The sequence below is a fragment of the Vibrio sp. YT-16 genome, from assembly GCF_033337405.1.
In the GTDB taxonomy this organism is placed as follows: Bacteria; Pseudomonadota; Gammaproteobacteria; order Enterobacterales; family Vibrionaceae; genus Vibrio; species Vibrio alginolyticus.
Genome location: NZ_JAWOQQ010000003.1, coordinates 481,456 through 503,569, shown reverse-complemented (window position 1 = coordinate 503,569; position 22,114 = coordinate 481,456). Strand labels below are relative to the sequence as shown.

The window sequence follows — 22,114 nt, the reverse complement described above, 5'->3', positions numbered from 1 at the left end:
AGGGAATCAAATGAACGGGACTCATCCAAATAATCTCCAGATGAACAAAGTAGAACTGATTCGTTTTGGCCATCACTTCAAAGCGATTAAAAAGAATTGGCTAAGCATCGCAGCATTCACGCTTCTGTTCTCATTAACTTGTACTTGGTATATCTACTCCAAAGCATCGATATACCAAGCTACAGCTACGCTACTCATCCAAGAGGAGCAAAAAAGCGCCCTTTCAATCGAGGAAGTATATGGCGTCGACACGACAAAAAAAGAGTACTTTCAAACGCAAATCGCCATTTTAAAATCGAATCATATTGCAGATAAGGTCATTAGAGAGCTGAACCTTACCCAATTACCTGAATTCACAAGCTCAGGGGGGTTAAATAAAAAAATCGACCAAATAAAGTCGATTCCTTTTGTTCAAGACCTACTGAATGTGGCACCAAGCCCAAAAGAAACCGCCCAGTTTTCAGAGTCCTATTATCAGGCACTTCAAGCTTTCAGAAGTAAACTCGATATTGAGCCAGTACGTAACACCCAATTAGTCAGAATTCGCTTTCGTTCTACCGATCCTAAGCTTGCTACGACAATCGCCAACGCGGTCGGCCAAGCCTATATTGACGCAAATTTTGAAGCCAAATTGGTCGTTACACAAAATGCGGCTACTTGGTTGACAAATAACTCTCAAAAATTGGAGGAGCGATTACGTAACTCGGAGCAAGCGCTGCAAGAATTCTTGTTAAAAGAAGGGTTGATCGATATAAACGGTATTGATGAAATTTACGCAAATGAGCTAGAAGAACTCACTCGCAAGCTGAATATCGCTGTTAATAAGCGTATTGAAGCGCAGACGTTAATCCAACTGTTACGACGTAAATCTTCGCAAAGTTTAGACAGCTTGTTGTCAATTGATGAATTCGCTAATCAAGCGCAAATCCGCGATCTAAAATTGTCGGAAGCACAGGCAGCCAAAAATCTCTCTGAACTGGCACAGCGCTACGGACCTAAACATGATCGAATGATTCAGGCGAAAGCACAGCTTGCTGAAATTCAATCAAGAACCCAGCAACTCATCCGTGACATTTCCTTCAGTAAGCAACAAGACCTTCTTGCTGCAAAAGCGCAAGAGGACATGCTTCGAGCAGAACTCGATAACAAAAAGTCAGACTTCCAATCGTTAGGGTCACAAAAAGCGCGTTACGAACAGTTAAAACGCGAGGTTGAATCTAATAAGGCACTCTATGAAGCGTTCTTAAATCGTGAGAAAGAGACCAACGCCACCAGCGACTACAAGAATGTCACGGCTCGCTTTACTGATAAAGCCATCATTCCTCTGTTCCCGGTGGCACCACAACGAATCAAACTGGTACTGATTGCCACCTTTTTTGGCTTTGCCATTGCTTGCGCTCTGGTCATCATCTTAGAAACGATGCGAGAAGTTATCCGAAGCACAGCCGATGTGCAGGAAAAACTTGGTGTTACGTGTTTAGGTGTGATTCCTATGGTCAAAAAACGCAATTTGCGTAAAAACGGCGTCAGTTATACCGCGTATTTAGATGATGAAGAAAAGCTATTTAGTGAAGCTTGCCGCTCAGTCAGAACCTCGCTTCTGCTCAGATTAACCAACACGAAGCAAAAGATATTGCCCTTTACCTCTGCTATTCCAGAAGAAGGAAAAACATCAACCAGTATCAATATGGCGGTGTCGTTTTCAAAAATGGAAAAGGTGTTGATCATCGACTGCGATTTACGTCGACCTTCCATCGCAAAGCGATTCGGTATTGCTGAATCAAGCCCTGGCTTAACGCATATCCTGACGATGGATACGCCAATCAAAGATTGTGTTACACATATAAAAGAAGCCAACTTAGATGTATTACCGGCCGGCCTAATTCCGCCAAACCCACAGGAATTATTGGCTTCTGATCGCTTTAAAAAGTTGCTCGAACATTTTCAAAATAAGTATGACCGGATCATTATCGATACACCGCCCCTACTGTCAGTGAGTGACGCACTTATTCTTGGTCAGTATGCCAATGGTCTGATTACCGTCATTCGCTCAGAATCGACAAAATCATCACTGGTTAACCTTGCGTTATCTAAACAAATACAACACTCAGTTCCATCTCTTGGCGTCTTAATCACACAAGCCAAGGCCAAGGAAGGAGAGACGCTTTATGTCCAGAAATACGCCTACTAACGTAAACCTATCTTGGTACCAAACGTTGAAAAGCCAAGAACAGCCGGTATTGATCTATCAAATGGGCAAAGTAGGTTCGAGTGCATTAGAGCATTCCATTCCTAACTCGATTCACTTGCACGACCTTATGACTGTCGATGCGCAAAAACAAATATCCCCTGTTAGAGCGCAATTGCATAAGCCTCAGATCAATGCGTTAAAGCGACGACTAAAGCGCATAACAATGAGCCACATGTTAAAGCGTAAGAAAAAAGTTCGAATTATCTCGCTGGTGCGTGAACCGATCGGACGAAATGTCTCAATGTTCTTTCAAGCACTTCCTTTTTGGATGGCGGACAAATATCTAAAGGATGACAGCGCAATACGTACCGAACGACCGCAATTACTCCAAGAAGCATTTGATAAGCACATGAATCATCAATATGCGCTGCAGTGGTTTGACAACGAGATCAAACAACTAACAGGGATTGATGTGTTTAACGAGTCTTTTAATCACGAAGTAGGCTATCAAACATACCATAACAATAACTTCTCACTGTTGGTAATTCGAAGTGACAAGCTAACGAAGGCTAACTCCGCAGTTGAAGACTTTTTAGGTTACCCCGTGGATGTTGTTTATGAAAATCAATCAGACAACAAATGGTACTCGCCACTAATGAAAGAATTCAAAACGCAATTTCAACCTACACCCGAGTACGTTGAAGAAATGCTGAATTCTAAATTGACGAAGCACTTTTTCTCAAATGCAGAAATCACCGACCTTAAACAGCAATATCTGACCAATTAATCATGAAAACCAAGATTCTACATATTATCAATGATCTTTCTCAGAACGGCGGTGCTCAGAAGTTCTTAGTCGACCTTGTTTTAGAACATAAGCCTGAATACGAAATCAAAATTTTGGTCTTGTGTGATGAAAATGATTACTTACCAATGCTATCCGCCCAAGGCATAGAGTGTTTTAACTGGCGCACATTGCCATTGAGTGAGAAATTCTCTTTGCTGCGTTGGCCGGATGTCGTTCACGGGCACCTCTACCCTTCCATTTACCTAGCGCTATTGGCGGTAGGTAAAAAACGAATCCAGACTGAGCACTGTTCTTATAACCGTCGACGTGACTATCCGCTGTTTAAGTTCATGGAATACGTCTTGTATTGGGGCCACGACTTGACGGTCAGTATTAGTGAAAAAGTACAAGATGAACTGGTGAAGTTCATGCCTCGCTACCAACACAAATATCACGTGGTGCACAATGGCGTTGATTTAAAAAGGTTTTCTATGACGCCAAGATGCGCCAGCCACCTAATCGACAAACCAGTTATCAAGATTGGAATGGTGGGCCGACTTCACCAACATAAAGATCATGAAACGCTTATCCAAGCACTTATCCATTTACCAAGACGATACGAACTCCACCTTGCGGGAGATGGAGAAAAAAAATCGTCACTGCAAGCATTGGCAACAAAAATCAACGTCGCGCAACGTGTTCACTTTCATGGCGTAGTTTCTGACATTCCAGCCTTTTTGAACGACATGGATATTTACGTGCAATCGTCGCACGTCGAAGGCTTTGGTTTGGCGGCGGTTGAGGCGATGGCAGCAGGCTTACCCGTACTATCGTCGGACGTACCTGGTTTGGATGAAGTCACCGGACGTGCCGAATATTTATTTCAAGTTGGTAACGCCACTGAACTGAGCCAAAAAGTTCTCCAGCTGTGTGAAAGTGTTGAGCGGTACGACGCTGCAAGTCAATACTCCGTCAATAGGGCCTCTCTCTACACCATCGATAAATTTCGTGAAGGTTACTATGGAATCTACCAGCAGCTTTGCGCCAACAAATAGTTCCGCGCCATCGAGCCATCGCGCCTCATTGCTTGCAGCATGCCTATTAGCATTGTTCTTTATTCCTATGAAGTTTCGTGCTGGAGGAATAGCGCTAGCCCCATCTGACATCGCAAGCCTTTTGTCTATTGGTTTTACTGCATTAGTGGTATTGGAAGGAAAAGCTGAAAAACTCATGCATCCCTGTATGGGGTTCCTCGTATTGTTCACTGGGTATGTGTTCATAAATGGTCTGCTAAATCGCGTCCCTTTAATGCCGCTAGTTATAGAAACTGTGCAATGGTTAGCGATTTTGTGCCTACTGAGCCTAATGTACGCCTATGGCGTGTTTGATGACGAACGGGTAATGGTTTATTTCACGTATCTGTTGTTTTTCATCTGTACGCTCGTTGCCTTATGGCACTTTGCTCAGGGTTATCAAAGCGGGTTTAAGTTACTCGGGGTAAGTAAATACGGGTTCGGTGTACTGTGCTCACTACTGTACCTTTATCGAGATAAAATTCGCGCTTTTCACCTTTTGATGCTCGTAGCTTTAGTATTACTGGTGTTGTCACAAGAAAGAAAAGCGCTACTTGGTTTTTGTCTGCTTTTCTTCTTTGACCAACTGCTCGTAAAAAACTTAATGAGAAAATCGCTCAGCGAAACGTACACGTGGGCGATTTTATTAGCCTTGAGCTTCATTGTGTTTACTGCCGTCACAACCACACTCTACGTTGGGTTTGAAACGCTAGCAGACACATTGGAAATAACCCAAGAAGACGTCTTATTTGCCAACCAAAGTGAAGCCCGCTGGGTATCGAATCTTCATAGAAAACTTTTACTTGCCAATGGGCTAGATATTTTACTTCAACACCCAGTGCTAGGTGTCGGCGCGAAAATGTTACCCAACTTTATGATCAGTTACTTTAACTATGATGAGCTGGCGATCTACACCCACAACTTTGTGTTAGATACCGCAATTGAATACGGATTGCTTGGTATCGGTCTGCTGTTTGGTGGTTATTTTCTTTTTATTCGCTTTTGCTTCCGTAGTCTTAATGAAAACAGAAAAAGCCTATTACTTGCGATATACGCCCTCATCATGGTGTTTTTCGTTGCGGTAAACACCACCATAATTTTAATACTCTTATTACCCGTCATGATCAGCATGAGCAACGACTCAAGGGCCATTGCTCATACTTTTCCGGTAAACCATCACCACGAATATGAATAATCAAGGATAGGATAGATGAAGTATTCAATCTCTCGACAATTTGAAAAGAACCGAGAACTCCAAGCTGATAATTTTGTTTTAGTTTACCAAATGGGCAAAGTTGGCTCCTCATCAATTGAGCACACGCTAGGGGAGAAAAATATCCCGAGCTATCACATCCACACCTTTGATGATCACGAAGAATTTCACATGTATCACAATAAAAAAGACGTGAGTAAATTCTTCGACTTCCGAAACCGCGCACTCTATCGCTTAGTGCTCAAGCAGCGAAAACGTATCTTACAAAAACGCGAGCAGATTAAAATCGTTACGCTGGTCCGCGATCCAATCGCAACTGTCTTTTCTCGTTTCTTTCAAGACCTCCATTTGCAATTTATCGAAGGCAAAAAGAATGATGCAATTCACCGAGATATGGAAGTCACGTATCAGCACCTCGAGCATTGCTTTGATAACTATATCAATCTCAACTATTTTGCGGACTGGTTCGACAACGAGTTAAAGCGTAATTTCAATATCGATGTGATGCGCCAAGAGCTGGACAACACTCAACCTTTCTTCACATTCCAGAACGATCAGGCCAACGTCATGCTAATCAAGTGCGAACAGCTCAGTTCTCTTGATAAAGAAATCGGTGAGTTTATTGAGTTGCAAGACTTCGTGCTGAAAAACAGCAACGAAGCGAAAAACAAGTGGTACTCCAATATCCACCAACACTTTAAGAATCACTACGACTTCTCAAAACTGTTCTATATGTACGATCTTCCCTTGTATCGCCACGTTTATTCAGAGCAAGAGCGTGATGCTTTTAAACACAAATGGATGCAAACACCAGGGACAAAATCATCATGAAGAAAGTGCTCCATGTTACAGAAGCATTTGGAGGTGGCGTTCAAACCGCCCTCTATAGTTATGTTCACTCATCCAGAGACGAGCCTTATCAGCATTTCTTGCTAGCCAGAGCCCGAGAAAACGACTTGACCAATGAGAACAACCACCACATTTTCGTACAGACAAAGTGGGTAGAAGGCGGCTTGCTTCAATTTATTCGCGATGCAAACCACATGATTGCATCACTTGGTCCCGACGTCGTGCATTTGCACTCGAGTAAAGCAGGATTTCTCGGCCGATTTCTAAAGCTTGGCAAGGCACGCTTGGTTTACACACCGCACTGTTATGCCTTCGAACGTGAAGATATCTCAGAGCTTGCACGCCAGATCTATAAAGCACTAGAGAAAGTAAAACTGAGCAAAATTGATGTGGTTGCAGGCTGTAGCCAACGAGAGTGTGACCTAGCCATTAGCATTGGTGCGAAACGTGCCGAACTGCTCAACAACTACGTGTCTTATCAAAGTGAAGATCGTATAGAGCGAAACAAGCAAGAAGCGCTGAAGCTCGTTGTACTTGGTCGTGTCGCGCCCCAAAAAGATCCTCAGTTTCTTATCAGCACATTGCAGTTCCTTAATCGGTATGCGCTTAACCGCCCGATAGAGATCACATGGATAGGTGGCGGTGACCACGTACTCGAACAGAAATTACGCACTGAAAATGTGGATGTAACGGGCATGCTGCCTCGCGATGAGGTAGTTGAAAAGCTCAAGGGTTCAGACCTTTATCTACATACTGCAGCATGGGAAGGGATGCCGTTAACCATTCTAGAAGCATCCAAGTTACATCTTCCTATGGTTATTCGGACCATCGGCGCAACCAAAGATCTCAACTACCCGTTTTTAGCGCTCACACCTGAAGAAATGGCCAAGCAGATCGCGCATTGTGTCAATCATTATGAAGAGATCGATTTTCGCCAATATACAGCAGAATTAAACGATGCCTTCAGTGAAGAAAAACAGCGCCTCGCACTCAATAAACTTTACGGTTAAATGCCCCTATGTTTCACACTGTTCAACAAAAATTACTGTTGATGCCCAGCGGTAAAAAAAGCTTGTTATCTACTGGATTAAAAACCGCAATCACGCGTGTGTTGAGTGCGCTATTTGCTTTTTTACTGACTCTGATTGTATCGAAGACCAGTGACGCTTCGACGGCCGGTCAATTTTTCTTTTTATTCAACCTAGTCTCGCTACTCGCTATCGTTTCTCAGCTAGGTTTTGATGTCTCGTTAGTTCGTTACAATGCGATCGCTTTTAATAACAAAGAGAAGCTTGAACAAAGCCAAAACTATAAAACCGCACTTTATCGAAGTATGGCATTTTGCTTGCTCGCCATAGGCGTTTTGTTGGCAGGGTTTAATCTGTTTCCAGAACAGCTAAACCAGACTCAATCACCGATGTATGCGATTATTTTATGCTTGCTTTGCATACCTTTCTTGGTGCTTGCGCAAACCAACAGTCGGGTGCTTCAAGCATGTAGAAAAGTTGTATCATCTCTGTTTGCGTTGCAGCTTGGGGTAAGCATGTTGATGGTCATTTTTGTCTTTGCCCTAGACTATATCGGTCAGCAAAATATCAACAATCTAATGACCGCACTGCTTTTAGCGAGCATAGGTGTCGCGGTCATATCTAGTGTCAATTGGCTAGGCTCAGATCAATATCAAACATCGGCTTTCGTACCAAACAAAAAAATGGTCTCTTCTGCCAAGCAAGTCTGGGTTGGCAGTATCTTCACGAATGTTCTTCAATGGGGAAGCCTTGTTATTGCGGGCTTTTTTATCTCAACAGCGGAACTCGGTTTGTTAGCCGCAGCCCAACGTACATCACTACTGATTGGCTTTGTGCTGATTACCATTAACTTTGTGGTCGCCCCGATGTTTGCCTCTCTCTACAAAGAACGCCAAATGCGCAAACTGCAGAATCTGAGCCGCTTGGCGTGCCGAGCCAATGTTGGTTTAGCGATTGTACCCGTAATTATTTGCACCCTCTTCCCCGAGTTTGTAATGCAGTTTTTTGGTGAGGAGTTTCTCGCCGCGGCACCACTATTAGTCGTCCTTTCTCTGGGGCAGTTAGTCAATGTTGCGACTGGTTCAGTAGGTTTTTTATTATTAATGAGTGGTCATGAGAGAACCATGAAATACATTACAATTTCCTCCGGTACGGTGTCCATCTGCCTACTTGTTACGCTTTGTCAAATGTTTGGTGTGATTGGTGCAGCGTGGGCAATGGCAATTGGCATGGCTATCCAGAATTTAGCTGCACTGTACTTTGTAAAACGTTACTTAGGCTTCTTTCCAATAGGTTAATTATGGCTTTAATACTGGCACGCACGAGTTTTGTTTTAGTCCTGATGCTAACCGCTTCACTCTCTTTGTGGAAAAGCTCTGACCTACACCATACTGCTTACCTGCAAATGGAAACCTACTTAGGCGGATCAAGTACGCTTCACTTTACTTTCAGTTTATTGATCGGCTTTTTATCGGTCTTCACGTTCCCTTCTCTGGTGAGCTCGAATAAAACCGACGTTTTTGGGATTCGTCTTTTGCTACTGCTGTTAGCTATCGTTTCAATGGAAGAAATAAGCCAACTTTTTATTCCAAATCGATCATTTAGTTTTGATGATCTCAGCACCAACTGGATAGGCGTTATCTCAGGTTACTTTGGTGCCAAGTTAATTCGCTTCATCCGCACTCGATCGTTCTAGTAATACAGGAATCTCTGGGGGATTTGGGTATATAATTACGCCAAACAACCAGACTAACGAGTACATCATGCCATCTCATCCAACCAAGATAACTTTTTTTGAATTCTTAACCCCGTTGATCACGTCAGGCAAAAAGACGATAACGATTCGAGATGAATCAGAAAGCCATTACGTTCCCAATACAGAAGTCGAAGTTTTTACCTTAGAAACGGATCGTAAAGTCTGCGATATCAAGATACGTTCTGTAGAACCACTTCACTTTGAAGATATTAATGAGTTTCATGCAGAACAAGAAGCCATCGAACTACCAAAACTCAAGCAGTTAATTCGAGAAATCTACCCAAATACCGACACGCTCTTTGTTGTTGAGTATGAGCTGATTAAATAACCCACAACAAATACTAGACGACTGGTCTAATTCATTCTATAGTACACTTCATGAACGCAAAGACGAATGACACACGCCAACATATTCTCGACGTCGGATACGAGTTGATCGTAAACCGAGGGTTCACGAGTGTTGGTCTTTCAGAGCTATTAAAAAAGGCCGCAGTGCCAAAAGGCTCGTTTTATCATTACTTCAAATCCAAAGAACAATTTGGTGAAGCGATGATTCAAGACTACTTTACTAAGTATTTTGAGTGTTTAAACGAACGCTTTACCAATACTGAACTGAGTGGCTACCAACGCCTAATGAGCTATTTCGAAGAAATGGTCAAAGTAGAAGACGACGTGTGTAATGCGAACAAATGTTTATTGGTTAAGTTAAGTGCAGAAGTCTCCGATCTCTCTGAGTCAATGCGCTTGGCATTACGCCAAGGAGCAGACAAAACCATTCAAGCGATAGCGGATTGCATAGACATCGGCATTCAAGATGGCTCAATCCCCAATGGTGACAGTGCGTTATTAGCAAGGCAGATATACTACCTTTGGAATGGCGCTAGCTTGCTGAACAAACTTTATCAAGATCAGGCAGCATTGACGCAAAGTCTGACCTATACTCAACACTTACTGCAGAATACGCGCACTTGTCCATAACAGGCGGCGTGGAAGCAGAATGAACACCCTACACACGTTTCACTGTCAGAAAAAGCGTCAGTGTTAACACAGTAAACCTTCCCGCTTTAAATAAGCGGGATATTTTGAAATAAATACTAGACGACCGGTCTAATCAAAAAGTGAGATAGATATGACTAACGCAACAAATCGCAGAATCGTACTCGCGTCACGTCCCCATGGTGCACCGACACAAGAAAACTTTCGTTTAGAAGAGGTAACGAAACCGACTCCGAAAGAGGGTGAAATGCTATTGAGAACGGTTTATTTATCTCTAGATCCATACATGCGTGGTCGCATGAGTGATGCCGAATCATACGCTGACCCTGTTGCAATTGATGACGTAATGGTCGGTGGTACCGTTTGTCAGGTAGAAACATCAAACCACCCAGATTACGAAGCGGGTGAATGGGTTCTTGCCTACACTGTTGGCTGGCAAGACTACGCTATCTCAACTGGTGAGATGGTCATTAAACTTGGTAAAGAACCGCAAAACCCTTCTTACGCGTTAGGCGTTGCAGGTATGCCAGGATTTACCGCGTACATGGGTTTACTCGACATTGGTCAGCCAAAACCAGGGGAAACCATCGTGGTAGCAGCTGCTACGGGGCCTGTAGGCGCAACAGTTGGTCAAATTGGTAAAATCAAAGGTTGCCGAGTTGTTGGTATAGCAGGCGGAGAAGAAAAATGCCGTTACGCTAAAGAGGTGCTTGGTTTCGATGAGTGTATTGATCACAGAGCTGAAGACTTTGCAGAACAACTGAGAAATGCCTGTGACAAAGGTATCGATGTTTACTTCGAAAACGTAGGTGGCAAAGTATTCGAGGCTGTAATGCCACTTCTGAATACAAACGCGCGTATCCCACTTTGTGGTTTGATTTCTCAGTACAACGCGACAGAGCTGCCTGAAGGTACCGACCACCTTCCATTACTAATGGGTAAGCTCCTGACCAAACGAATCAAGGTGCAAGGCTTCATCATTTTTGATGATTACGGACATCGTTACGGTGAATTTGCGCAAGATATTAATCAATGGTTGGCAGAAGGAAAGATCCAATACCGCGAACATCTAGTACAAGGACTGGATAATGCGCCAGAAGCATTCATCGGTCTGTTGGAAGGTAAGAATTTCGGCAAACTTGTAGTACAGATTAACGACCCATTATAAAAAGGGATATGTAAATGATTAAACTTCACCACCTCAATCAGTCTCGTTCAAAGCGCATCATTTGGTTACTTGAAGAGCTAGATGTAAATTACGAAATTGTACCCTATGTCCGTGATTCCGTGACCTTCATGGCACCGCCAGAACTAAAAAGTGTTCACCCATTAGGAAAGTCACCAGTTCTTGAAGATAACGGCGAGATTATCATTGAGTCAGGTGCAATGACCGAATATTTGATTGAGAAATACAGTGACGGAGCCTTTGCTCCTGAGCGCGGTACAAAAGCACACACAGAATATTTGCAATGGATGCACTTTGCAGAAAGCTCCGCAATTTTACCTATGCTGCTAAAAATCTTCGTAAGCAAAGAGCCAAATGAAACTCAGTTTTTATCAGGCTATGCCGACAAGGAAGCAATGAATGTACTAGGCTACTTCGAGCAATCCTTAGAAGGCAAAACTTACCTAGTAGAAGAGCGTCTGACTGGCGCTGACATCATGATGTCTTTCATTGTCGAATTGGTTCAAAAGTTTGGTTTAGTTAATCACTTCCCTAATATTGAACGTTATGGGAAACAGCTCGCGACACACCCAGCATTTGCAAAAGCTGAACAACTTGAAGTGAAGTACTCTTAATTACTTCCCCCCTTTCGCCCCTTTGATGACACGTAAAACTTCATTTAAGGGGCGATATTACTAGCATCGCAGACACGCTAACTGGATAGCGCTCCCCCCAGTCAATCGCATTCGAGAACGTCGATTGTTATGTCAATCAAGCTAATGTAGTAAATTTCTGATTCTAATATAGTTTCGACCATAGTCACCATCTATTGAATTGATAAGCAATATCAGTTTTCTCCCCCAGCTTTTCCGTAATAACCTCCTCTACAGTTTCTAAGGTATTGAGCCCTGGAGGGGGAAGAAAAATGACAAACAAGAAATTGACTACAGCAGCAGGTTGCCCTGTCGCACATAACCAAAACGTTATGACTGCAGGTCCTCGTGGCCCTCAACTATTACAAGACGTTTGGTTCCTTGAAAAATTGGCACACTTTGACCGCGAAGTGATCCCTGAGCGTCGTATGCACGCAAAAGGTTCTGGTGCTTACGGTACGTTCACAGTAACGCATGACATCACAAAGTACACGCGCGCTAAGATCTTCTCTGACATCGGCAAAAAAACAGAACTATTCGCTCGCTTCACTACTGTAGCTGGTGAGCGCGGTGCAGCAGACGCAGAACGCGACATCCGTGGTTTCGCACTAAAATTCTACACTGAAGAAGGTAACTGGGACTTGGTTGGTAACAACACACCAGTATTCTTCCTACGTGACCCACTAAAATTCCCAGACCTAAACCACGCAGTAAAACGCGACCCTCGCACTAACATGCGTAGCTCTACCAACAACTGGGATTTCTGGACATCACTACCAGAAGCATTCCACCAAGTGACTATCGTAATGAGTGACCGTGGTATCCCAGCTTCTTACCGTCATATGCATGGTTTTAGTAGCCACACATTCAGCTTCATCAACGCAGAAAACGAACGTTACTGGGTGAAATTCCACTTCAAAACTCAACAAGGCATCAAGAACCTGACTGACCAAGAAGCAGAAGCCATCGTAGGTAAAGACCGCGAAAGCCATCACCGTGACCTTTACGAAGCGATTGAGCGTCAAGACTTCCCTAAATGGAAGATGTACGTACAGATCATGCCTGAGTTAGAAGCGGATGAAGTCAACTTCAACCCATTCGACCTAACACGTGTATGGTCTCAAAAAGACTACCCACTGATCCCAGTTGGTGAGTTCGAACTGAACCGTAACCCAGAAAACTTCTACGCAGAAGTTGAGCAATCAGCGTTTAACCCAGCAGCAGTTGTACCTGGTATCGGCTTCTCTCCAGATAAGATGCTACAAGGTCGTCTGTTCGCTTACGGCGATGCTCAGCGTTACCGTCTAGGTGTGAACCATCATCAAATCCCAGTGAACGCACCTCGTTGCCCTGTTCACAGCTACCACCGTGATGGCGCAATGCGCGTTGATGGCAACTTTGGTTCAACACTGGGTTACGAGCCAAACTACAAACAAGAATGGGCAGAGCAGCCTGATTATTCAGAGCCACCATTGCGAATTAGCGGCCATGCTGACCATTACGACCATCGTGTTGATGAGGATTACTTTAGCCAAGCAGGTGACCTGTTCCGACTAATGAACGAAGAGCAACGCCAAGCGCTGTTTGATAACACCGCACGAGCGATGGATGGTGTGCCAGACTTCATTAAAGAACGTCACGTAAACCACGCATACCAAGCGGACGAAGCGTACGGCAAAGGTCTTGAAATTGCACTAGGCTTAAACAAGTAAGCGAACGCTGCAATCATTACACTGTGTGATTTAAAGACGAAAAAAAGGAGGTGCTCTACAGCACCTCCTGATTTCAAATCACTAATCCTTAATCAAAAGTCATAAACCATGCTCAAGGAGGTTCATTATGATTAACTTAGATTTCTTTAAGCTCTTTGATACCAAAGAACTGTTTATCTATTACTGATTCATCAACTACTGATTTTTAGCTACCGCTTTGATCAGTACTGATGTATCCATGCGACCTAAACCATCACGTTGAAGGTCTGCGTATTGCTCATCCACTTTCTTAGTCAGTGGAAGTTCTAGACCCACTCGCTCAGCTTCTTGCAGACAGAAACCTAAGTCTTTGCGCATCCAATCAATAGCGAAGCCAAAATCGAACTTGTCTTCAGCCATCGTATTTGCGCGGTTTTCCATCTGCCAAGAACCTGCAGCGCCATGCTTAAGCGTTTCTACAACTTGAGCGATGTCCAAGCCTGATTTTTGTGCCAGCAACAAAGCTTCACTCAGCCCTTGTAAAACGCCACCAATACAGATTTGGTTTACCATCTTACAGCGTTGACCCTGACCGTTTTCACCCAGTAGCGTCATCTGCTTCGCGTACACATCCATCGCCGGAGACACACGGTCAAAAATGCTTTGTTCACCACCACACATGATGGTTAGAACACCATTTTCTGCGCCCGCTTGACCACCAGAAACTGGCGCATCAATAAAGTGATTACCGTACTTAACACACGCTTCAGCCAGCTCAACCGCTAGGTCTGCAGAAGTGGTCGTGTGATCGACTAGCACTGCGTCCGCTTTCAAGCCGACCAGAATGCCCTCTTCACCGTAAACAACGCTACGAACGTCATCATCATTACCCACACAGGTAAAAACGATGTCACAGCCTTCTGCCGCTTCACGTGGTGTTTCACAAGCTACGCCTTGGTATTCTTCAGCCCATTTGTCGGCTTTCGCTTTTGTGCGGTTGTATACTTTGGTTTCAAAGCCCGCTTTACTTAGGTAACCAGCCATTGGGTATCCCATCACACCCAGACCAATAAATGCTACTCGTTGTTTTTCCATTGCACGCTTCCCTTAGTTCACCTGACTGAAATGTTTCGTAACATGCTACTAAAGAATTGAAATCATTACTCGTGATTTCTCTTTCCTCGGTCTCGATGATCCTGCATTGCAGTCCGTTTATTGCGCCTTCTACCCCCCTTTACTTGACGATTAGCGTAACAGTCAAAGCACTTACAAAGGTTCACTACTGCTTAGCGTGGAACATCGCTTGCCCACTCTTGTCCTTGTTCGACCAGAAATTGATGTTGAACTGAGCATCATCGCTCATCTCAATGCGGTGCCAGTACTGCGGTGGACTTGTAGCAAACTGGCCTGCATTAATCACCACCACTACTTCTGCCTCTGTGGCATTTTCATCAGCAAAGCCGTAGTAAGTCACTTGCCCTTCCATGACGCACAGCTGCCCAAACACACCCTCAGCGGTATTGTGATGAGTCAGTAGCGCTGGTGGCACATTGTCTTTAGTGAAGAAAGGCGTTGAACGTTGAACAGTCCAGTCTTTAGGAATTCGTAGATGCGACATAATAATACCCTCTCTAATTACAATTCTTTTCGTTTAAATCGGTTAAGCCTGACCGGCTTGAGACAACTCTCGAAGCAATGGAAATGCTTGCGTAACTTGTTCTCCCGTCACGACGAAGCCCATGAGTCGGCTATTTTCATCTTCTGCTTTCGCGGCAATGCCAGTTTGAGAAATCTGCACGCTCCAGTTCGTCACCGAACTAAAATCGCCTGCCAATTGAATTGGGTAGCTCGGCGTTTTGACCTTTACCATCATGGGCGGTAGTTTCAACTCTGCTTCTTGCCCCAGTAGTTGTTTGCCCAAAGCATTGGCACTTAGCACGATCGGTTGGAGGTACGGCATCATTCGACCTTGGATCTCAGCACAATCGCCTAATGCGAACACATTGGCTGCTGATGTCTGTAATCGAGCATCCACCTCGATGCCTTTATTGACACTCAACCCACAAGCCTTCGCTAACCAAGTGTTAGCACGTAAACCCGCAGCTGAAATCACTACATCGGCTTCGATTTCCTTACCTTTGCTCAAGCTTGCCACCAGCGAATCATCCGAGTGATTGATCGCGACAACTCCAGTCTCTAAGGCAAGTTGAATACCTTGCTGCTTAAGTTGATTCTCCAGCGGCAATGCAACAAATTCAGGAATCAAGTTAGCGAGCAAACGGGGATTTGGCTCAACCACCGTAACGGCTTTACCACTGGTTGCGAGATCCATGGCGATCTCGACGCCGATCAAACCACCACCCATTACTAGAATTCGTTCCGCGCGGCTAATTTGCTCTTCCGCTAATTGATATTCTTGTAGCGAGTTCAGCGTTATCACCTCAGGTGCTGCACCACCAGATATTGGCGGCACAAAGGCTTTCGCGCCTGTCGCAAACACCAGTTTGGAATAAGGATAGGTTTGGCCGTTGGCGACCACTTGCTGAGCTTGCACGTCGACATGCTCAATCATGGTATGGGCGAGCAGTTCGATGTTGTGTTCCTGTGCGAACGCTTCACCACTTTTAACCACTAAGTCTTGGGCAGTTTGCTTGTTACTGAATACATGACTCAAATCGGGCTTGTTGTATTCCGCGCCATCATCAGCAGTAAACACTTGCAGCGGAATATGTGCATCCATTCGACGCACTGTTTTCACCAACTGGTAAGCCGCAAAGCCGCTACCAATAATCACAATAGGTGCTTGCATATTCGCCCCCTTACCCGTTGTATTCGACAAAGACGTCTTTACCCAAATGGCATTCTGGGCACAAGAAGTAATCTGGCACTTCAGACCATGCCGTACCCGGTTCAACGCCTTGATTAGGCTCGCCTTTCGCTGGGTCGTATACCCAATTACAAACGGTACAAACCATGCATTGACAATCTGCGGGATGCGCCTCGGTAGTAGGATTGCTAGAAGCATCTACTACCGCCTGTGTTGTCGCTGGCGCAGCGGATTGTGATTGAATTTGTGGTGCAGACGCAGCAATCGCCGGAGAAATAACAGGACTTGTCAGGTCATGCTTTGCCCACAACTTCGCGATGTTCTGACCATGCTCACGGCACTCACGCATCGCTTTACCATCTGGGCGCCATTTGGTTTTCAAACTCACTGCGGTTTCAAAGCCTGCGTCGGTCAATCGAGCATGGATACGATCCACCGCACCACCGTTCCAACCGTAGCTACCGAACGCAGCGGCTTTCTTCGCTTTAAAGCGCAGACCGGTAATTTCTTCTAGCATGCCTGCGATCTTCGGCATCATGACGTTATTCATGGTAGACGAACCAACCAAAATACCTTTTGAGCGGAATACGTTGGCGAGAATTTCATTCTTATCATGCTTAGAGACATTAAAGACTTTGACCGCCACGCCAGGGTCGACATCGTGAATGCCTTGCGCAATGGCATCAGCCATCATTCGAGTGTTGTTTGACATAGAGTCGTAGAAAATCGTAATGCGATCTTCTTGATAATTGTCTGCCCATGCTAAGTATTGCTCGATGATTTGAACTGGATTATCGCGCCATACAATACCGTGTGACGTAGCGATCATGTCGACAGGCAAATTAAAGCTCAGCACTTCTTTGATTTTTGCGGTTACCAAGCTGCTAAATGGCGTTAGGATGTTTGAGTAGTAACGCAAACACTGTTCCATCAACTCATTTTGATCCACTTCATCATTGAATAAGCGTTCATCGCAGTAGTGCTGACCAAATGCGTCGTTACTGAATAACACTGCATCGCCCGTTAGGTAAGTCATCATGCTGTCTGGCCAATGCAGCATCGGCGCTTCCACGAACACTAGTTGCTTGCCATTACCGATATCGATGCTATCGCCCGTTTTTACGGTTTTGAAGTTCCACTCAGGATGGTGGTGATGACCCACAATCGAATCAATCGCCGCTTCTGTACAGTAAATTGGTGTGTTCGGAATTTTCTCCATCAATGCAGACAATGCGCCCGAGTGATCTTCTTCTGCATGGTTTACCACGATAAAGTCGATAGACTTAAGGTCGATTTCCATCTCTAAATTTTGGATGAATTGTTGACTGAATCGATGATCGACCGTATCAATCAATACGGTTTTCTCTTCACGAATTAGATAACTGTTGTAGCTGGTACCTTTTGTCATTTTGTATTCTGTACCGTGGAAGTCTTGAACTTCCCAATCGCGTTGACCTACCCAGTGGATGTTGTTTTTTACGTGAATTGTCATAATTACTACCTTGAATGACGGGATAAACAAAAATAATTTCTTCTTGTATTGCACTGGGCGTGCCAACTTTTAATTTCTATATATTTCAATAGCTTAATTAAAACCCAACTTTAATAGCTGTCATTTAGACACAGTTGAAAATAGTCATTTAGACACTACAATAGTCATATTGACACAATCGGTATTGGCTATGACTTCTTTAATCGCGCAATGGCTACACATCACGCAAGACCTTAACTCGGCGCTCACTCAACAAGCTCGCTTTGACACGTTATTAACCACGATTCGAGAGGTATTGAAGTGTGACTCTTCTGCCCTTCTTTTGTATGAAGACCAGCACTTTAAACCTTTAGCGATCAATGGATTGGCGAAAGAGGTCCTTGGACGCCGTTTCTCCATTGAGCAGCACCCAAGATTAGAAGCCATTGCCCGAGCAGGCGATATCGTGCGCTTTCCCTCCGACAGCGACTTACCTGATCCATACGATGGCTTGATTCCAAACCACGATGACAAACTGCATGTCCATTCCTGCATTGGTTTACCTCTGCTGATCGACGATCAACTGATTGGTGCCATTACGATTGACGCCTTCGACCCCAATCAATTTGATGGGCTACGCAACCAAGAGTTACGTTTTGTCAGCGCGTTGGCAGCAGGTGGCCTACACACTGCACTCCTGTTAGAGCAATTAGAAACACAAGCGAGCCTGCCACGTGACTCTTACGCCGAGAAGCGCACCTTAAGTAATGAAATCATTGGCAACTCTCAGGGTATGAAGAATCTTCAAGAGCAGATTGATGCCGTCGCCGATACGGAATTGTCTGTGCTGGTGATGGGAGAAACGGGCGTAGGTAAAGAGTTGGTTGCCAGCGCTATTCACCATCGCTCTAGCCGCTCTAGCAATACTTTGGTTTACCTCAACTGTGCGGCGCTGCCAGAATCAGTCGCGGAAAGCGAGTTGTTCGGCCATATCAAAGGCGCATTTACAGGCGCAATCAGCAATCGCAAGGGTAAGTTCGAACAAGCCGATGGCGGCACACTGTTTTTAGATGAAGTCGGCGAACTGTCGTTAGAGCTGCAAGCCAAGTTACTTCGAGCCCTACAATACGGCGACATTCAACGTGTGGGTGATGACCGCCATATTCGAGTCAATACACGCATTGTCGCCGCCACCAACCGTATATTGCATGAAGAAGTGACTGCTGGTCGCTTCCGAGCCGACTTATATCACCGCCTAAGCGTCTTCCCGCTTCATGTTCCACCTCTTCGTGAACGTGAAGACGATGTGGTGTTACTCGCAGGCTTTTTTGCCGAACGTTTAAGAAGCAAATTGGGATTGAACAGCATTCGTTTGTCCCCCACTTTGGTGCAGGCACTCAAAGACTATTCATGGCCAGGCAACGTGCGAGAGCTTGAACATGTCATTAAACGTGCTGGTGTTTTGGCAAAAGCGCGTACCCACGCCATGGACATTGAGTTAGTTGAGCAAGATTTTGACATCCGAACGCCGAATCAGAACATCAAGAACGTTGAAGAAACGGAACAAAAATCTCGGCTTGAGCTACCAGAAGGCGGATTAAAGCCTGCCACAGACGCCTTCCAAAAAGCGATGATTGTTCGAGTTCTGGAAGAGAACCAAGGTAACTGGGCAGCAACGGCACGTCAGCTTGAATTAGATAACGGCAATTTGCACCGATTAGCAAAACGGCTAGGGATAAAATAGACACTAACGAATATCACCTAATATGGCATATTCATCGCCAAATAAAGAGCCGATGCCCAACCGCTCGCTCAGCCCACTATAAGTAGTGAGCTGAGTGCTCAGATAGAATAGCCACCTAAGTTTGACGGTATTTTCTTCTAAATTTTATTGTCTTGAACCACCTCACAGATTTAATAACCCTTAACAATAAACACAATAATAGTTAAGGTATTTTTATGAGCCAGTTCTAATAAAATTAAATATATAGTATTTATTTTAAGAATCTAAACTTTCAAAGTTCATCATAATAAATACAACCTCTATGTATACACTTTACCTTCAAAAAACATCAAAATATAATCCCTTCGATAAAAACACTTAAATGAATTTAACTGTATAAAAGTGAGGAGAATAAAATATGGGATATGGGGCGACAGTATATTCATTAGATACTGAAAAGGTTTTTAACGTACTAAAGAATGAGCGTAATCCAGAGCTAGAAAAAGCCATCATGGAAAGGTGTCAAGACTCCTTTAAAGTGATTAATGAAATGCTGGAAAGTAGTGGCGAAAGCATCCGAGCTGAAGAGCTTCTTATGCAGATGCTGTCTGAAGAGATAAAATACAGTCACTTGGGTTACGCCTATGCTTACTTGCTTGAAGCTATATGTAAGATAACTGGTTATTACTTATCCAATAACTCTTGGTATCCTTGCGATGTAAACGATTTCTGCGATATTCCATTCACTAATACCGATTATCCTATAAAATTCCCATTCCCTGACGATTTCCCTGTTGTTTTTATGATAAAAAATCAAGATATTCACCAAGATAACGTTGACTTCGGAGGCTTATCAGAGCAACAAATATCTGAAGTCAAGAGCTGGTACACTCATGCAGTCGTAAACAATCGTGACTTGGTATTATTTTATTATTAATTTTAACTATTAATAAATTATCCAATAGTTAAAATTACAATAGAATATTAATAAAACTCTAGCTTATATTAAGATAGAGTTTTATATATTTAACTGAAATTTTTATAATTTTAAAAATATTATATTTCACACCTAATTTATAGACTCTGTTTATAGTGTGTTCAGAGGCAATGTGAACTCATAGGATCAAAATCAAGTTCTAATTTTTAGAAGAAAAACCGATCTGCTTGTGTCAAAATGCGCCATCCCAACCAAAAAGTCTTAATGTAATGAACTACCAAGCTGCTATTTTTGATATGGATGGTTTGCTCCTTGATACTGAGCGCGTCTGTATGCATATTTTCCAAGAAGCATGTGAAGCCCAGAACCTACCCTTCTATAAAGATGTTTACCTTTCAATCATTGGTCGCAATGCAGCGGGCATTGAAGTGATTTTTCGTAAAGCTTATGGGGATGATCTTGACCGCTTACACCAAGAGTGGCGCGACCGTTACGACGCTGTGGTTAAGCACCAAGCGATACCGGTAAAAGAAGGGGTGATTGAGCTGCTTGAGTGGTTGAAAGGCCAAGGGTTGCCAATTGCAGTCGCCACTTCTACAGCAAAAGAAGTGGCACAGAAGAAGTTGGAGTTAGCGGGCCTAAGCAAGTATTTCGACAACTTAACGACAGGCTGTGAAGTGTCACACGGCAAACCTGATCCAGAGATCTACCTGCTTGCAGCAAGTCGTCTAAGCGTAGATCCAACCAAATGTCTCGCTTTTGAAGATTCAAATAATGGCGTACGTGCTGCGGTAGCAGCGAACATGATCACTTATCAAATTCCTGATTTGGTTGAGCCTTGCAACGAAATAAGACAATTAGGCCATACTGTCGCACCTTCACTGCATGATGTGTTGCACACGTTAAAGCAAACTCGCTAGGTTTACTTGTCGTCTGTTCTCTAGAAGCTCAGCAATTTAGCTGAGCTTCTTTCTTGAAACCTCTCCAATACCGTAAAACCAAACAATTCTGCCACCCGTTTAGAGAGATTATTTTCACCTTAACTCTGGCTAATCACGACTTTTGATTTAACTCACGCAATCGCATGAAATAAGGCATTTGAGTGATCAAATAGCGGAACTGACCAGTACAAGCTTGCAACAAAACGTCAATATACCGATTGAAGCACGTTTTTGGAGTGAAAATTGGCTGATAATGAGAACTATTGGATAAGATCAATCCAAGTCAGCCTAAAATACAAAATGGAGAGTGTTATATGTCTTTACGTTTATTAGCAACAACCTTCGCATTAGTAGGAATGAGCTTTGGTGCCCAAGCCAGTGCCGAGTGTGAAGTGTCATTAGATGCTAACGATATGATGCAGTTTTCTACTAAAACATTGAGCGTACCAGCCACTTGTAAAGAGGTAAAACTAACGCTGAATCACACAGGTAAGATGCCAGCGCAATCGATGGGTCACAACGTGGTCATCTCTGACACAGCCAACCTACAAGCAGTCGGTACTGATGGCATGGCAGCTGGAGCAGAAAATAACTACGTAAAACCAAATGATGATCGCGTCTACGCTCACACAAAAGTAATTGGTGGCGGTGAAAGCACCAGCATTACGTTCAGTACTGAGAAAATGAAAGCCGGCGGTGACTATTCATTCTTCTGTTCGTTCCCGGGTCACTGGGCAATCATGCAGGGTAAATTTGAGCTAAAATAAAAGCTTTAGCCAAGCCAAAAGAAGACTCATTATAGGGAAGCCAAGG

General features: G+C 43.9%; 21 protein-coding genes. 17 read left to right on the top strand and 4 right to left on the bottom strand.

The window, feature by feature from the left end; translation table 11 throughout:
* Positions 1-10 precede the first annotated feature (10 nt).
* The 13 genes from R7F07_RS08345 (at position 11) to R7F07_RS08285 (ending at position 13,423) form a co-directional block, all read left to right on the top strand.
* Positions 11-2,191 (top strand): GumC family protein, encoded by a 2,181-nt coding sequence (locus R7F07_RS08345; protein WP_171342490.1) that lies wholly within the window; start codon positions 11-13, stop codon positions 2,189-2,191.
* The gene (locus tag R7F07_RS08340) at positions 2,169-2,978 is read left to right on the top strand and encodes a putative capsular polysaccharide synthesis family protein (protein WP_005375261.1); all 810 of its coding nucleotides are present in this window, start codon (positions 2,169-2,171) and stop codon (positions 2,976-2,978) included. The genes R7F07_RS08345 and R7F07_RS08340 overlap by 23 nt, the downstream gene beginning before the upstream one ends.
* A gap of 2 nt (positions 2,979-2,980) precedes the next feature.
* Entirely contained in the window at positions 2,981-4,033 is a 1,053-nt protein-coding gene (locus R7F07_RS08335) for a glycosyltransferase (protein ID WP_171342489.1), read from the top strand.
* A complete protein-coding gene (locus R7F07_RS08330; RefSeq protein WP_171342488.1) occupies positions 3,999-5,246 on the top strand; it encodes an O-antigen ligase family protein in 1,248 nt (415 codons plus the stop codon). The genes R7F07_RS08335 and R7F07_RS08330 overlap by 35 nt, the downstream gene beginning before the upstream one ends.
* A gap of 15 nt (positions 5,247-5,261) precedes the next feature.
* Positions 5,262-6,095 (top strand): putative capsular polysaccharide synthesis family protein, encoded by an 834-nt coding sequence (locus R7F07_RS08325; protein WP_171342487.1) that lies wholly within the window; start codon positions 5,262-5,264, stop codon positions 6,093-6,095.
* Positions 6,092-7,123, top strand: coding sequence for a glycosyltransferase family 4 protein (locus tag R7F07_RS08320; protein WP_017821257.1), 1,032 nt, complete (start codon positions 6,092-6,094; stop codon positions 7,121-7,123). The genes R7F07_RS08325 and R7F07_RS08320 overlap by 4 nt, the downstream gene beginning before the upstream one ends.
* An 8-nt stretch (positions 7,124-7,131) precedes the next feature.
* Positions 7,132-8,439, top strand: coding sequence for an oligosaccharide flippase family protein (locus R7F07_RS08315; protein ID WP_171342486.1), 1,308 nt, complete (start codon positions 7,132-7,134; stop codon positions 8,437-8,439).
* Between the two features lie 2 nt (positions 8,440-8,441).
* Positions 8,442-8,837 (top strand): VanZ family protein, encoded by a 396-nt coding sequence (locus tag R7F07_RS08310; protein ID WP_171342485.1) that lies wholly within the window; start codon positions 8,442-8,444, stop codon positions 8,835-8,837.
* A 67-nt stretch (positions 8,838-8,904) separates the two neighbouring features.
* A complete protein-coding gene (gene yqfB / locus R7F07_RS08305) occupies positions 8,905-9,225 on the top strand; it encodes a N(4)-acetylcytidine aminohydrolase (RefSeq protein WP_171342484.1) in 321 nt (106 codons plus the stop codon).
* Between the two features lie 50 nt (positions 9,226-9,275).
* Positions 9,276-9,875, top strand: a complete 600-nt coding sequence (locus R7F07_RS08300; RefSeq protein WP_171342483.1) for a TetR/AcrR family transcriptional regulator — start codon at positions 9,276-9,278, stop codon at positions 9,873-9,875.
* A gap of 151 nt (positions 9,876-10,026) precedes the next feature.
* Positions 10,027-11,061, top strand: a complete 1,035-nt coding sequence (locus R7F07_RS08295; protein ID WP_171342482.1) for an NADP-dependent oxidoreductase — start codon at positions 10,027-10,029, stop codon at positions 11,059-11,061.
* 14 nt (positions 11,062-11,075) lie between these two features.
* A complete protein-coding gene (locus tag R7F07_RS08290; RefSeq protein ID WP_005375238.1) occupies positions 11,076-11,693 on the top strand; it encodes a glutathione S-transferase family protein in 618 nt (205 codons plus the stop codon).
* Between the two features lie 290 nt (positions 11,694-11,983).
* A complete protein-coding gene (locus R7F07_RS08285) occupies positions 11,984-13,423 on the top strand; it encodes a catalase (RefSeq protein WP_171342481.1) in 1,440 nt (479 codons plus the stop codon).
* Between the two features lie 195 nt (positions 13,424-13,618).
* Here R7F07_RS08285 and R7F07_RS08280 read toward each other — a convergent pair whose 3' ends face one another.
* The 4 genes from R7F07_RS08280 to norV form a co-directional block, all read right to left on the bottom strand.
* Entirely contained in the window at positions 13,619-14,497 is an 879-nt protein-coding gene (locus R7F07_RS08280) for an NAD(P)-dependent oxidoreductase (protein WP_017821261.1), read from the bottom strand.
* A gap of 184 nt (positions 14,498-14,681) precedes the next feature.
* A complete protein-coding gene (locus R7F07_RS08275; RefSeq protein ID WP_005375231.1) occupies positions 14,682-15,020 on the bottom strand; it encodes a DUF1971 domain-containing protein in 339 nt (112 codons plus the stop codon).
* Positions 15,021-15,062: 42 nt separating this feature from the next.
* Positions 15,063-16,211, bottom strand: a complete 1,149-nt coding sequence (norW, locus tag R7F07_RS08270; RefSeq protein WP_171342480.1) for an NADH:flavorubredoxin reductase NorW — start codon at positions 16,209-16,211, stop codon at positions 15,063-15,065.
* A 10-nt stretch (positions 16,212-16,221) separates the two neighbouring features.
* Positions 16,222-17,721: an anaerobic nitric oxide reductase flavorubredoxin gene (norV, locus tag R7F07_RS08265; protein WP_171342479.1), complete on the bottom strand. Its 1,500-nt coding sequence runs from the start codon at positions 17,719-17,721 to the stop codon at positions 16,222-16,224.
* Positions 17,722-17,911: 190 nt separating this feature from the next.
* Here norV and norR point away from each other — a divergent pair, with 190 nt between their 5' ends.
* The 4 genes from norR (at position 17,912) to azu (ending at position 22,068) form a co-directional block, all read left to right on the top strand.
* The gene (norR, locus tag R7F07_RS08260) at positions 17,912-19,444 is read left to right on the top strand and encodes a nitric oxide reductase transcriptional regulator NorR (protein ID WP_005375220.1); all 1,533 of its coding nucleotides are present in this window, start codon (positions 17,912-17,914) and stop codon (positions 19,442-19,444) included.
* A 397-nt stretch (positions 19,445-19,841) separates the two neighbouring features.
* Positions 19,842-20,360: a hypothetical protein gene (locus tag R7F07_RS08255; protein ID WP_005375218.1), complete on the top strand. Its 519-nt coding sequence runs from the start codon at positions 19,842-19,844 to the stop codon at positions 20,358-20,360.
* Positions 20,361-20,629: 269 nt separating this feature from the next.
* Positions 20,630-21,280 (top strand): HAD family hydrolase, encoded by a 651-nt coding sequence (locus R7F07_RS08250; RefSeq protein WP_171342478.1) that lies wholly within the window; start codon positions 20,630-20,632, stop codon positions 21,278-21,280.
* A 335-nt stretch (positions 21,281-21,615) separates the two neighbouring features.
* Positions 21,616-22,068, top strand: a complete 453-nt coding sequence (gene azu / locus R7F07_RS08245; RefSeq protein WP_005375211.1) for an azurin — start codon at positions 21,616-21,618, stop codon at positions 22,066-22,068.
* The last annotated feature ends 46 nt before the right edge of the window (positions 22,069-22,114 follow it).

Coding starts and splice junctions, on each gene's coding strand:
- R7F07_RS08345 (WP_171342490.1), top strand. CDS start 11: ATGAACGGGACTCATCCAAATAATCTCCAGATGAACAAAGTAGAACTG.
- R7F07_RS08340 (WP_005375261.1), top strand. CDS start 2,169: ATGTCCAGAAATACGCCTACTAACGTAAACCTATCTTGGTACCAAACG.
- R7F07_RS08335 (WP_171342489.1), top strand. CDS start 2,981: ATGAAAACCAAGATTCTACATATTATCAATGATCTTTCTCAGAACGGC.
- R7F07_RS08330 (WP_171342488.1), top strand. CDS start 3,999: ATGGAATCTACCAGCAGCTTTGCGCCAACAAATAGTTCCGCGCCATCG.
- R7F07_RS08325 (WP_171342487.1), top strand. CDS start 5,262: ATGAAGTATTCAATCTCTCGACAATTTGAAAAGAACCGAGAACTCCAA.
- R7F07_RS08320 (WP_017821257.1), top strand. CDS start 6,092: ATGAAGAAAGTGCTCCATGTTACAGAAGCATTTGGAGGTGGCGTTCAA.
- R7F07_RS08315 (WP_171342486.1), top strand. CDS start 7,132: ATGTTTCACACTGTTCAACAAAAATTACTGTTGATGCCCAGCGGTAAA.
- R7F07_RS08310 (WP_171342485.1), top strand. CDS start 8,442: ATGGCTTTAATACTGGCACGCACGAGTTTTGTTTTAGTCCTGATGCTA.
- yqfB (WP_171342484.1), top strand. CDS start 8,905: ATGCCATCTCATCCAACCAAGATAACTTTTTTTGAATTCTTAACCCCG.
- R7F07_RS08300 (WP_171342483.1), top strand. CDS start 9,276: ATGAACGCAAAGACGAATGACACACGCCAACATATTCTCGACGTCGGA.
- R7F07_RS08295 (WP_171342482.1), top strand. CDS start 10,027: ATGACTAACGCAACAAATCGCAGAATCGTACTCGCGTCACGTCCCCAT.
- R7F07_RS08290 (WP_005375238.1), top strand. CDS start 11,076: ATGATTAAACTTCACCACCTCAATCAGTCTCGTTCAAAGCGCATCATT.
- R7F07_RS08285 (WP_171342481.1), top strand. CDS start 11,984: ATGACAAACAAGAAATTGACTACAGCAGCAGGTTGCCCTGTCGCACAT.
- R7F07_RS08280 (WP_017821261.1), bottom strand. CDS start 14,497: ATGGAAAAACAACGAGTAGCATTTATTGGTCTGGGTGTGATGGGATAC.
- R7F07_RS08275 (WP_005375231.1), bottom strand. CDS start 15,020: ATGTCGCATCTACGAATTCCTAAAGACTGGACTGTTCAACGTTCAACG.
- norW (WP_171342480.1), bottom strand. CDS start 16,211: ATGCAAGCACCTATTGTGATTATTGGTAGCGGCTTTGCGGCTTACCAG.
- norV (WP_171342479.1), bottom strand. CDS start 17,721: ATGACAATTCACGTAAAAAACAACATCCACTGGGTAGGTCAACGCGAT.
- norR (WP_005375220.1), top strand. CDS start 17,912: ATGACTTCTTTAATCGCGCAATGGCTACACATCACGCAAGACCTTAAC.
- R7F07_RS08255 (WP_005375218.1), top strand. CDS start 19,842: ATGGGATATGGGGCGACAGTATATTCATTAGATACTGAAAAGGTTTTT.
- R7F07_RS08250 (WP_171342478.1), top strand. CDS start 20,630: ATGAACTACCAAGCTGCTATTTTTGATATGGATGGTTTGCTCCTTGAT.
- azu (WP_005375211.1), top strand. CDS start 21,616: ATGTCTTTACGTTTATTAGCAACAACCTTCGCATTAGTAGGAATGAGC.